This is a genomic window from Frateuria sp., from assembly GCF_013362045.1.
GTDB lineage: Bacteria > Pseudomonadota > Gammaproteobacteria > Xanthomonadales > Rhodanobacteraceae > Frateuria_A.
Genome location: NZ_JABFWW010000263.1, coordinates 1 through 10,891, shown reverse-complemented (window position 1 = coordinate 10,891; position 10,891 = coordinate 1). Strand labels below are relative to the sequence as shown.

Annotated in this window: 16 protein-coding genes; 8 read left to right on the top strand and 8 right to left on the bottom strand. The window is 70.0% G+C overall.

Annotated elements, in window-relative coordinates; all coding sequences use genetic code 11:
* Positions 1-187: 187 nt before the first annotated feature.
* Both HOQ08_RS12510 and HOQ08_RS12505 read right to left on the bottom strand, forming a co-directional pair.
* Positions 188-988, bottom strand: a complete 801-nt coding sequence (locus HOQ08_RS12510; protein ID WP_291195334.1) for a phosphatase PAP2 family protein — start codon at positions 986-988, stop codon at positions 188-190.
* Between the two features lie 176 nt (positions 989-1,164).
* Positions 1,165-1,365 carry a hypothetical protein gene (locus HOQ08_RS12505; RefSeq protein WP_291195331.1) on the bottom strand — a complete coding sequence of 67 codons (201 nt, stop codon included), beginning with the start codon at positions 1,363-1,365 and terminating at the stop codon, positions 1,165-1,167.
* A 50-nt stretch (positions 1,366-1,415) separates the two neighbouring features.
* Here HOQ08_RS12505 and HOQ08_RS12500 point away from each other — a divergent pair, with 50 nt between their 5' ends.
* The 3 genes from HOQ08_RS12500 to HOQ08_RS12490 all read left to right on the top strand — a co-directional run bounded on the left by HOQ08_RS12500 (position 1,416) and on the right by HOQ08_RS12490 (position 3,101).
* Positions 1,416-2,240: a helix-turn-helix transcriptional regulator gene (locus HOQ08_RS12500; protein ID WP_291195328.1), complete on the top strand. Its 825-nt coding sequence runs from the start codon at positions 1,416-1,418 to the stop codon at positions 2,238-2,240.
* Between the two features lie 179 nt (positions 2,241-2,419).
* Complete coding sequence (locus HOQ08_RS12495) at positions 2,420-2,827, top strand: hypothetical protein (RefSeq protein ID WP_291195325.1); 408 nt, start codon at positions 2,420-2,422, stop codon at positions 2,825-2,827.
* 61 nt (positions 2,828-2,888) lie between these two features.
* A complete protein-coding gene (locus HOQ08_RS12490; RefSeq protein WP_291195321.1) occupies positions 2,889-3,101 on the top strand; it encodes a DUF2945 domain-containing protein in 213 nt (70 codons plus the stop codon).
* A 21-nt stretch (positions 3,102-3,122) separates the two neighbouring features.
* On the opposite strand, the gene HOQ08_RS12485 is transcribed toward HOQ08_RS12490, so the two are convergent.
* The gene (locus tag HOQ08_RS12485) at positions 3,123-3,764 is read right to left on the bottom strand and encodes a dihydrofolate reductase family protein (RefSeq protein WP_291195318.1); all 642 of its coding nucleotides are present in this window, start codon (positions 3,762-3,764) and stop codon (positions 3,123-3,125) included.
* Positions 3,765-3,855: 91 nt separating this feature from the next.
* A complete protein-coding gene (locus HOQ08_RS12480; protein ID WP_291195315.1) occupies positions 3,856-4,698 on the bottom strand; it encodes an SAM-dependent methyltransferase in 843 nt (280 codons plus the stop codon).
* 169 nt (positions 4,699-4,867) lie between these two features.
* Here HOQ08_RS12480 and HOQ08_RS12475 point away from each other — a divergent pair, with 169 nt between their 5' ends.
* A complete protein-coding gene (locus HOQ08_RS12475; protein ID WP_291195313.1) occupies positions 4,868-5,812 on the top strand; it encodes an RDD family protein in 945 nt (314 codons plus the stop codon).
* 124 nt (positions 5,813-5,936) lie between these two features.
* On the opposite strand, the gene HOQ08_RS12470 is transcribed toward HOQ08_RS12475, so the two are convergent.
* Both HOQ08_RS12470 and HOQ08_RS12465 read right to left on the bottom strand, forming a co-directional pair.
* The gene (locus HOQ08_RS12470) at positions 5,937-6,644 is read right to left on the bottom strand and encodes a DUF899 family protein (RefSeq protein ID WP_291195310.1); all 708 of its coding nucleotides are present in this window, start codon (positions 6,642-6,644) and stop codon (positions 5,937-5,939) included.
* 24 nt (positions 6,645-6,668) lie between these two features.
* Positions 6,669-7,325, bottom strand: a complete 657-nt coding sequence (locus tag HOQ08_RS12465) for a glutathione S-transferase family protein (protein ID WP_291195307.1) — start codon at positions 7,323-7,325, stop codon at positions 6,669-6,671.
* Positions 7,326-7,464: 139 nt separating this feature from the next.
* On the opposite strand from HOQ08_RS12465, the gene HOQ08_RS12460 reads away from it, so the two are divergent.
* The 4 genes from HOQ08_RS12460 to HOQ08_RS12445 all read left to right on the top strand — a co-directional run bounded on the left by HOQ08_RS12460 (position 7,465) and on the right by HOQ08_RS12445 (position 10,060).
* A complete protein-coding gene (locus HOQ08_RS12460) occupies positions 7,465-8,004 on the top strand; it encodes a hypothetical protein (RefSeq protein ID WP_291195304.1) in 540 nt (179 codons plus the stop codon).
* Between the two features lie 142 nt (positions 8,005-8,146).
* Entirely contained in the window at positions 8,147-8,539 is a 393-nt protein-coding gene (locus tag HOQ08_RS12455) for a YciI family protein (protein ID WP_291195301.1), read from the top strand.
* A 60-nt stretch (positions 8,540-8,599) separates the two neighbouring features.
* A complete protein-coding gene (locus tag HOQ08_RS12450; protein ID WP_291195298.1) occupies positions 8,600-9,247 on the top strand; it encodes a glutathione S-transferase N-terminal domain-containing protein in 648 nt (215 codons plus the stop codon).
* Positions 9,248-9,334: 87 nt separating this feature from the next.
* Complete coding sequence (locus HOQ08_RS12445) at positions 9,335-10,060, top strand: glutathione S-transferase family protein (RefSeq protein WP_291195295.1); 726 nt, start codon at positions 9,335-9,337, stop codon at positions 10,058-10,060.
* A 29-nt stretch (positions 10,061-10,089) separates the two neighbouring features.
* Here HOQ08_RS12445 and HOQ08_RS12440 read toward each other — a convergent pair whose 3' ends face one another.
* Both HOQ08_RS12440 and HOQ08_RS12435 read right to left on the bottom strand, forming a co-directional pair.
* Positions 10,090-10,638 (bottom strand): sugar O-acetyltransferase, encoded by a 549-nt coding sequence (locus HOQ08_RS12440; protein WP_291195292.1) that lies wholly within the window; start codon positions 10,636-10,638, stop codon positions 10,090-10,092.
* A gap of 8 nt (positions 10,639-10,646) precedes the next feature.
* On the bottom strand, positions 10,647-10,889 hold the full coding sequence (locus tag HOQ08_RS12435; protein WP_291195289.1) for a hypothetical protein: 243 nt from the start codon (positions 10,887-10,889) through the stop codon (positions 10,647-10,649).
* Positions 10,890-10,891: the final 2 nt, after the last annotated feature.

Here is a 10,891-nt window from a genome sequence, read left to right as displayed (position 1 = left end):
CCTTCGCCGAGCGCGACGTGCATGGTGTCCCTGCGCGACTACAAGTGGGACAGCCTGCGCGCGCTAAGACTTCCGCGCGCTGGTGCGCAGTGTCGGACTGCCGGTCGAGGGAAACGCGGTCCGTTGAACCGGTCGCCTCGCGGAGGCCACCCGCCCGCCGCCCGCGTGGGCGGCAGGTGACGCGTCCTCAGCGGGCATGGAAGCCGAAGTCGTGCGCCAGCCCGGCGGCGATCACGCGGATGTCGATGAACAGGTCCGCCAGCCCGAAGGTGATGACGAAGGCGCACAGGTAGAACAGGCCGGGCCGGGATGTTTCGTAGCGCAGCAGCCAGCGGCCGATGGACAGCGCCAGCGGATTGAGCATCAGCGCGACGCCCAGCACGCCCAGCGCGGTGCCGCCGATGACATCCGAGGTGTAGTGGTAACCCAGGTAGATGCGGGCGAAGTCGAACAGGATGGCGGCCGCGGCCGCGATCAGGCCGGCCCGCGGATAGCTGCGGTAGAGGATGTAGGCGAGCCCGGCGAACACGGTGGCGTGGTCGCTGGGAAACGAGCTCCAGCCGCTCAGCTTGCCCGGCTCCACGCCGGCGGGAAGCTGGAAGGCCAGCAGCGGATCGTGCAGGGGCCGCAGGTGCGAGGGCAGTAGCAACTGGAACAACCGGCTGGCCAGTCCGCAGCCCAGCGCCGTCAGCGTGCCGACCATCAGCTGGGCGCGTGCGTGCACCGCGGGAAACTGGAACCAGCAGTACCAGACCAGCCCCACCAGGATCGAGCCGGACAGGAACGGACCTTCGTCCAGCGCCAGGAAGAAGTGATCGAGCAGGCGGTGACCGTGGGTCGCCAGATTGACCGCGGAAGTGATCGCACGGTCCAGGCCGCCGGTGGACGCCGCCGAGTACAGCGCGGTGGCGATCAGGACCAGCCCGCTGAGCAGGGCGGCGGACAATCCGCGCCAATGAGGCAATCGATGTGCTGCTACCTGGCTCATGTCGCTCCTTCAGGGGGCTTTCGCGTCGGGCGCCAAGCCGGCAAGGCCCGCCAGCCCGGCAGGCTGCCATCCGAAATGTGAAAACGAACTCCACTGTGGCGCGCGCCGGCCAGATCGATCATCGACCCGCTGCTTGCGGGAGGCAAATGCGGAACAGCCTCGTCGGTTGAGCCGGGTCAAGGCAGGGCGGCGGCCTGCCACCACGACGCCACCGCGATCACCGCGCTGGAGCGCATCGGTTGTGCGGCCAGGCCGCTGGCGAGGGAAGTCCACCAGCGGCGGCAGTACTGCTGTGGCCACTGCGGCTGGCGGCAACCGCCCGCCGCCTCGCCGAAGGCGACGGGTCCGGCGCGCCCCGTCGGCATCGATGCCGGCATTTCCATCCATGGGATGATTGTCCGGGCCGCTTCCCGTTCCCCGGACAGCCATGCCCTCCACCCGCGATACCCGCGCACCCGAGCATCCTCCCCTGGGCCTGTTGCTGCGCGAGTGGCGTGCGGCGCGCGGACTGAGCCAGCTCGACCTGGCGCTGGCGGCGGACATGTCCACGCGCCACCTCAGTTGCGTCGAGACCGGCAAGGCGCGGCCCAGCCGCGAGGCCATCGGACGCATCGCCGCGGTGTTCGACATGCCGCTGCGCGAACGCAATGCGCTGCTGCTCGCGGCCGGCCACGCACCCGAATACCCCGAGCGCGAATGGGACACGCCCGTGCTCGAGCGCATGCGCCAGGCGGTCGAGCTGATCCTGGCCCACCAGGAGCCGTACCCGGCCTTCGTGCTGGACCGGCAATGGAACGTGCTGATGGCCAATGCCGCCGCGACGCGGGTGAACGCGCTGCTGATGGAGGGGCGAGCGAGCCGGCACGGCAACCTGTTGCACCAGGTCTTCGACCCGGCCGACTTCCGCGCCCTCATCGTCAACTGGGCGGAGGTCGCGGAGAAGTTCCTGCACCACCTGCACGCGCAGATCGCCGCAGCCCCCCTCGACCCGACGCCGCGGCGCCTGCTGGAGGAGATCTCGCGCTATCCGGGCGTGCCCGGGCCGGGACGGCTGGATGGTTCGCGCGCACCGGCGCCGGTGCTCACCCTGGTCTTTCGCAGCCGGCTCGGCGAGCTGCGCTTCTTCGAGACCATCACCACGTTCTCCATGCCGCGCGACGTCACCCTGGAAGAGTTGCGCATCGAGTGCGCCTTTCCCGCCGACGACAGCACCGCGGCCGTGTGTGCGCGGCTGGCGACGCAGGCGGCGTAGCGGCCGCATGCATGACCTCGCAGATCATCGAGTGCCGGGCGCATGCCCTGCAGGTCGGCGCACGTCCTTTGCCAGGAGCCGCATTTTGCTGCCGAGGCTGGTCGCATGCCTTTTCTTCGCCGCGGCAGGACTATGCTCCCACGACTGCGGCCGATGCCGCGTTACTCGGGAGGTGTGCCATGGTGAGGAAGTCCATTCGGTGGGCGCCGGTGCTGCTGCTGGCGGTCGCGCTGCCGATCGCCGCCCAGGCGGGCGATGCCGGAGATGCCGTGTCCAAGCAGGTCAGCACGGCCAGCGCGCATGCCGGCATGGCGCTCGGCGCCGCGGACCTGAAGATGGCGCATGCGCACCTGAAGCACGTCGTCAATTGCCTGGTCGGCCCTTCCGGCAAGGGCTACGACGCGCAGGAGGAGGACCCGTGCAAGGGCATGGGACAGGGCGCGATCATCGATGCCAAGGGCGACACGGCCACCGAAGCCCGGTTGCAGTCCGCGCTCGCCCAGGCCGAGCACGGGGCGAAGGCCATGACATTGAACGGCGCCCATGCGGACGCGCAGCGGGTCATGTCCAGCCTGCAGGCCAAATAGCGCCAATGGCCGCGGGCGCGCGGTGCCCGCGGCCTTGCCTTTCTATGGCAGGGAGGTCCCCATGAAGCATCCGTTCCACGTCGGCGACCACGTGCGCTGGAATTCCGAAGCCGGCCAGGTGACCGGAAGAATCACCAAGGTGCACACGCGCGATACCGACTACAAGGGCCACACGCGCCACTGCAGCGAAGACGACCCGCAGTACGAGATCCGCAGCGACAAGACCGACCACGTCGCCATGCACAAGGGCGCCGCCCTGCATAGGATCGACTGACGCCGGTCGCCTGCCGCGCCGCTATCGGGCCAGCACCACGTGCAGGGCCAGTTCCGTCGCCTCGCGTTCGAGCAGCCGGTAGCCCAGGGCCGGCAGGTCCAGCCCGGGGAACAGGGCCTCGCCACGCCCGAGCACGACCGGCGAGATCGCCAGGTGCAGTTCGTCGACCAGGCCCGCCTGGACGTACTGGTGGGCGGTGCTCACGCCGCCGCCGATCTTCACGTCGCGCCCGCCGGCGGCCGCCATGGCCTGCTCCAGCGCGGCCCCGATGCCGCCGGTGACGAAGTGGAAGGTGGTGCCGCCCTCCATCGTGATCGGGGCGCGCGGATGGTGGGTGAGGACGAAGGTCGGTGCGTGATAGGGCGGGTTGTCGCCCCACCAGCCTTTCCACGTGTCGTCCGGCCATGCGCCGCGGACCGGGCCGAACATGTTGCGCCCGAGGATGAAGGCGCCGAAGCCCGTCATCGAGCGCGCGGCATAGCTTTCGTCGATGCCTTGCGAGCCGCCGTCCTGCCCGGTCATGGCGCGGAACGTGCGCGTGCCGAGGAACCACTGGTGCAGCTCCCTGCCGCGCTTGCCCAGCGGATCGTCGATGCTCTGCTCGATGCCGGCGCCGAAGCCGTCGATCGAAAGGGAGAAGCCAGCGATGCGGACCTTTGCCATGGCGTGTCCTCGTCAGTGGGCGGGAGAGTGTCGCGGGTACGATGTGCACGCGGCGGTGCGCCCGGCATTGTCGGGATGCGGCGGGTTTTCTTCAGCGCCGCGTCGCCAGCACGCCGTCCAGCGCCAGTTGGGCCTTGAAGCCGGACGCTTCCAGCCGCCGGGCCACCTCGCGCGGCACGTCGCGGCCGCTGGTGAGCCGGTTCGGGCTGCCGGTGTAGTGGAACAGGCGCCCGCCGCGGCGCAGTACGCGCGCGAGCTGGTCGTAGAACGCCTGCGAGTAGAGCTCGCCGGCGATGCCGAAGCGCGGCGGGTCATGCAGCAGCGCATCCACCGAGGCATCGGCGACCCGCGTGATCGCCTGCGAGACGTCGGCGTGCGCCAGCTCGAGACGGCCGCCGCTGGCGGGCGCGTCGGGATCAGGCGACCACGGATTGAGCGTGCGCAGCCACAGCACGTCGGCGTTCTTCTCGAACGAGCGGATGCGCGCCACGCCGGCTTCCAGGCAGCATGCGGCGAAGTAGCCCAGGCCGCCGCAGGTATCGAGCAGCACCTTGCCGCGCGGCTGCACCAGCGCCACCTTGCGGCGCGCGTCCTCGATCGGCGACTTCTTCGCGGTGGGCAGCATCTTGATGCCGTCGATCTCGAAGGTGGGCGCGCCCCATTCGGTAGGCACCAGCTTGATCAGCGAATCGGCATAGCGCGACACCGGCTCGAAGCCGTCGCCCTGCCAGTAGTAGATCGTGCGGTCCTTGATCTTGTGCGCATACGGGTAACGCTTGCCGCGCCATTGCCAGGCATCCGCGTGCAGCGCGACGACGTCCGCCGAACGTCCGAGATCCAGCGATCCGTCCCATGCGTCCGCGCCGGCGTCGCGCGCGGCGAGCATCGCCTCGGCCACGGGGCGCGTGAGCAGGGGGCCGGAGTAATGCGACACGGGGGATACGCTCCTGGATGGCGGCAAGGCCGCGAAAGGGCGGCATCGTAACCTACCGGCAGGAGCGCCCTTGCAGGCCGAAGCCCGTCGTCTGCCGCCAGGGCCAAGGCGCTCGCCTGTGCGCCGTCCCTGTTGCAAGATGCGTGGACTTCTTAGGAGAGGGACGCTTATGGACATGCTGCAGACCGAGACCGGCTCGAGGCCGGATATCGCCGGGTTCTGGCGCCGCCTGGTCGCCCTGGCGATCGACCTGTTCCTGCTCGGCATCGCCGGCATGATCCTGGGCGGTTTGCTGTTCGACCAGCTGGCGCGCATGGGGGTTGCTGCGCGGCTGGTGGGCTTCGCCATCGCCCTGGCGTATTTCGGCATCGGCAACAGCCGGCTGCTGGGCGGGCAGACGGTGGGAAAGATGCTGCTCGGGCTGCGCGTGGTCGGCCTGCAGGGCCAGCAACTGTCGCTGCCACGCGCGATGCTGCGCTATGCGGTGCTCGGCGTGCCGTTCTTCGCCAATGGCCTGCCGATCGATCCGCGCCTGGCGATGTCGCCCGTGCTCGGGCCGGCGTTGGCGCTGTTGGTGTTCAGCGGAATGGCGGCGGTCGTATATCTGTATGTCTTCAACCGGCACACGCGCCAGTCGCTGCATGACCTGGCCGCCGGTTCCCTGGTGGTGCGGGCCGAATCGCCCGGGCATGCGCAGCCGCTTGCGCCGGTCTGGCGCGGGCATTTCGTCGTGCTGGCGCTGCTCGGCGCGCTGGCGTTGAGCGCGCCGGTGGTGGCCAAGCGCTTCGCCGGCAGCGAGGCCTTCGCCGGCCTGCTGCCCTTGCAGGCCGAGCTGGCCCGCCAGCCCCACGTGATCGCGGCGCAGGTGGCCCGCGGCTGGTCGAAGGCCGGCGGCCAGGAAACCCATTACCTGCAATCGAACCTGCGGCTGGACGCTCCCCTGACCGAGGACGGCGACCTCGCGCGCCGCATGGCCAGGCAGATGGCCCAGGCCGATCCCCGCCGCGCCAGCGAGGATGCGATCGTGGTGGACCTGGTCTACGGCTACGACATCGGCATAGCGACCGGATGGAAGTCGCACCGCTATACGTTCGGACCCGACCCGTCGCGCTGACGCGGCGGCACGCATCTTCGGGTGGCGCGCGGCGTGGAGCGCGCCATGCGGAGGCATGTGGAGGGTCGGGGGCCGCTGCCCCGTCGACCGGCGGCGTGTCCGATGCGGCCGGCCTGGCGCCGTCCTAACCGGGATAGTCGAGCCTGGGATACCAGTCGGTGCCGCGGCCCTCGGGCGTGCAGTCGAGCACGGTCCACAGCGGCATCAGGTCGGGCGCGCCACGCGGGTCCTGGCCCGGATCCGCGCTCTCGAATCCCATTTCGCCGCTCCAGAAATGGCGGATGGCGCCATCGCGGCGGGTGAACACGTTGAAGGCCGCCTGGTCGCCATCGCCGCCGTCGGCATCGATGCCGAAGTAGTCGCGGCTGTAGGCGCCGTCCAGGTCGGCATACAACTTCAGGTGGCGCCAGCCGCGTTCGCGCTTGAAGGCCACGAGGCGATCGATGGGAGAGCGCGCCACCACCGCCAGCGCGATGCGCTGTTCCATGTCGCGCGCCTCGCCGTCCCAGGCGCTGAGCAGCGAGGTGCACATCGGGCAGGGACGCGAGCGCTGCGGGCCGAACATGTAGCTGTAGACCACCAGCGTCTGCTTGTCGCCGAACAGGCCTTCGAAACCGACCGGGCCGGTCTCGCCTTCGAAGCGGTAGTCGCCGGTGACCTCGCCGCCCGGCGGCAGCGCGCGGCGCTGCTCGGCCACGCGCTCGAGGTGGCGGCGCAGTTCGATTTCCTCCGCCAGCAATGCCTGCCGGGCGCGGCGGTAAGCCTCGCTTTCGTTGGGAAAGCGCATGCGGTTGCGTCGGGCCAGTTCGGCGGCGGGAGTGAGGTCGGGCATGGTCGGGTCTCCGTGGATGACGGGTCAGTCGCGATCGGGCGCACCGAGCGGGAAGTAGCTGCGATAGGGCCTGGCCTCGTCGACCGCACGCGCGAACGAGGGCCGCGCCAGCAATCGGGCGCGGTAGCCGCGCACCTGCGAAAAGGCAGGTGCGATGGGATGGGTCCAGTCGGCGTAGAACAGGAACGGCGCGGCGGCGCAGTCGGCCAGGCTGAAGTCGTCGCCCGCGGCCCACTCGCGTCCGGCCATGTGCCGGTCGAGCCAGGCGTAGGCGGCCTCCAGCATGGTCCTGGCCTCGGCGACGCCATAAGCATCGCGGCTGTCTTCGGGGCGACGGGCATCGAACACCACCTTCTGCTGCGGCGTAGCCACGTAGTTGTCGAAGAAGCGGTCGAGCATGCGCACCTCAAGCGCCGCCTTCGGATCGGCCGGGATCAGCCGCCGCGGGCCGGGATGATGCAGGTCCAGGTATTCGACGACGCAACTGGCCTCCAGCACCACGCGTCCCCGGTCGACCAGGATGGGGAAGCGCTGCAGCGGCCACAGCGTTGCCAGTTCCTCACGCGCCTGGGGATCCTCCAGCGAGCAGTATTCGAACGGCGTGCCGTGTTCGTACAGGGCGATCAGCGCCTTCTGGCAGTAGGAGGAGAACGGGTGCGCGTAGAGTCGGGGCAGGGGCATGGAGTGCATTCCGGATGGGTCCTGCATCACGACGCACGGGCCGCGGGCAATTCGACACAGCCTGTGTCCATGGGCCTGGCAGGCCCGCCGCCGCGGGACTACGATCATCGGGCGGGCGGCGGATGTAAGGAGGTCTCCCATGAAACGGTACTGCGTGTCGCTGCTGCTGGGCCTGCTGGCCGCCGGACAAGGCGCGCTGGCTACGCAGATGTCCATCAACCAGTTCACTCCCAAGGTCCTGCCGGTGCTGGTACAGGTCGACAGGCACGGCAAGGTCACCGACGTCTCACCCTCGGTCGAGCTGGCGCCGCGCTACGACCGGCTGCTGCGCCAGACCCTGGACCAGATGATCACCCGGCCGGCGAACGACCACGGCCGCGCGGTGGCGAGCCAGTTCGTCATCAACCTCGGCCTGCAGGCCTCGCCGCGGTCCGACGGCAATTACGATGCGCGCTTCGTCTACGTGTCGACTTCGCCCGTGCCGCCGGGCCAGTGGTACTGGGTGCACATCGACGGCCACCGGCTCGCGTTGAAGAGCCGGAACGACTTCGCGCCGCGCCAGCGGAATCCCGAACGGCGGATGGAGCCGTTCTGGTACAACCGCCCGGCCCAGCTCGAGCCACCGGTGCAGAACACCTCGCAGGGCACGCCGGCGCGGCTTCCGCGGGGCAGCCAGTAACGCACCTGCGTTTCCGTCCCGCCGGTGGGTGGCCGCCCGGCGCTTCGGCGACGGGCCTGCCCGGTGTCGATTCCGCACGCGCCGGCTCGTCGTACCGGGAGCTGCGCCGGCAGACGGCGCGCCCCCACCGCGGAGAACCACCATGCGCTTCCTTTCGATGATCCGGATCCAGGAAACCGGCCGGCTGCCCAGCGAACGGCTGATGGCCGACATGGGCAAGCTGATCGAGCAGATGACCCGCGAGGGCAGCCTGGTCGATACCGCCGGGCTGCGCCCCACCGCCGAAGGCGTACGCGTGCGGCTGCGCGACGGCCGGTTGTCGACCACCGACGGTCCGTTCACCGAGGCGAAGGAGGTGATCGGCGGCTACGCGGTGCTGCAGGCCGACTCCATGGCGCAGGCGGTCGAACTGACCAAGCGCTTCCTGGCCCTGCACGGCGACGAATGGGACCTCGAGTGCGAAGTGCGCCAGATCGAAGGGCACGACAGCGAGCGCTGCGGCGCCGCGCAGGCGATGGCGGCGGGCGCCGGCTGAGGGCACGGCGACGCGACGGTCCGTGCCCTACATTGGGGAGCCACCGCAAGGACACCCATCATGCACGAGCACGACCCCCGGCCACGCCTCGTCGGCCGCAGCAGTTCGCATTTCACCCGGCTGGCGCGGCTGTTCGCCGGCGAGCTGGGTGTGGCCTGCACCTTCGTGCCGGTGCACGATCTGGCCTCGCGCGATCCGGCCGACTACGCGGGCAACCCTGCGCTCAAGCTGCCGGTGCTGGTGTTGCCGGAAGGGCCCGTGTTCGGCGCCGAGAACATCTGCCATGCGCTGGCCGCGCTGGCGCCCGCGGCCCTGCGCATCGCGTGGACGGGCCAGCTGCCCGACCTGCGCGCGCGCAACGCGCAGGAACTGATCTGGCACGGCATGGGTGCGCAGGTACAACTGGTCTTCGGCATGCAGGTGGCGTGCCTGCCGGCAGAGAACCTCTATTTCGCCAAGGCTGCCGACGGCTTCCGCAACGCGCTCGCCTGGCTGGACGCCAACCTGGAGGCCGTGCTGCAAAGCCTGCCACCGCGGGATCTGAGCCTGCTGGAAGCTTCCCTGTTCTGCCTCATCGAGCACGTGGCGTTCCGCGACACCCTGCCGGTGGCGCCCTATCGCCACCTGGTCGCGTTCGCCGATGCATTCCGGGAGCGGCCCGCCGCGCAGGCCACCGCCTACGCGTTCGACGTGGCGATGGCGCATTGAGCGTCCTGCGGCCGTCGCTTGCCGGTTGCTGACAGGGTTTGTCAGCATGGCCATGGCAGGCTGGGCGGACCTTTCCGGGAGCCGCCGATGTCCGCCACCTGCCTGACCCTGTACACCACCCGCGCCGGCTTCGGTCTGCCGGACACCAGCCCGTTCGTGCTCAAGACCGAGGTGCAACTGCAGATGGCCGGCCTGGCCTATGAGCGCGTGGCGGCGATTCCGCCGCAGGCGCCCAAAGGCAAGCTGCCGTACATCGACGACCATGGCATCGTGGTCACCGACTCGACCTTCATCCGTGCGCACATCGAACGCAGCCGCGGCATCGACCTGGACGCAGGCCTGGATGCGCTGCAGCGCGCGCAGGCGTGGGCCATCGAGCGCCTGCTGGAGGACCATCTCTACTTCGCCGTGGTCTGGTTCCGCTGGCTCGAGCCGCAGAACTTCGCCAAGGGGCCCGCGCATTTCGCCGATGCGGCGCCGGACGACCAGCGCGAGCAGCTGCGGCGCGACCTGCAGGCGCGCAAGCAGGCCGAGCTGCATGCGCAGGGCCTGGGCCGGCATTCGCCCGCACAGATCGCCGAACTGGGCCAGCGGTCGATCGACGCGCTCGCACTGCTGCTCGGCGACAAGCCCTGGTTGATGGGCGATGCGCCCGCCGGCGTGGATGCCACCGCCTTCGGCATGCTCGCCGGCGTACTCACGCCGTTCTTCGACACGCCCCTGCGCCGCGCCGCCGAACGCCACGCCAACCTGGCGGATTACGTCGCGCGCATGATGCGGCGCTACTACCCGGAGCATCCCTGGGCCGCATAAGGCCGTCGACTCCTTGTGGCACAGCGGCCTCAGCCGCGCACACGTGCCGGATTGCCGACCACGGTGGCGCGAGCCGGCACGTCGCGGGTGACCACGCTGCCGGCGCCGACCAGCGCATCGTCGCCGATGGAGACGCCGGGCAGGACGATGGCGCCGGCGCCGATCCAGACGTTGCGGCCGATCCGCACCGGGCGGCCCGATTCCAGGCCCGTGGCCCGTTCGGCCGGGTCGCGCGGGTGGTCGGCCGCGAGGATCTGCACGCCCGGGCCGATCTGGGTGCGGTCGCCGATGTGCACCTGGACCACGTCCAGGATCACGCAGTTGAAGTTGAGGAAGACGTCCGCTCCAAGGTGGATGTTGAAGCCGTAGTCGCAGTGGAAGGGCGGACGGATGATCGCGCCTTCGCCCACGGCGGCGAGCCGTTCGCGGAGCAGCGCATGCCAACGCACCGGATCGTCGGCGAGCGCGGCGTTGTAGCGCGCCAGCCAGCGGTGGTTGGCGGCCCGGTCCGCCTGCAGTTCGGGGGCGCCGGCGTCGTAGGGCTCGCCGGCAAGCATCTTGTCCTTTTCGCGGCGCATGCCCGTACTCAATCCTGTTCCGGCGCCTCGCCCTGCGAACCCGGGGCTTCGTAGTCCGGATCCTCGGCGTCATGGCGGTGCTCCAGCGCCTGGCGCAGGGCTTGCGGCAGGCGGTCCACGTCCAGGATCACCTTGCCCTCGTGCACGTCGAGGACGCTCGTCGCCGACAAGGTGAAGTCGCCACCGTTCTCGATGTTCACCACCAGTTCCCTGCTGTCCGCATGCACCTCGCGTACGGCGCCCACGCCCAGTT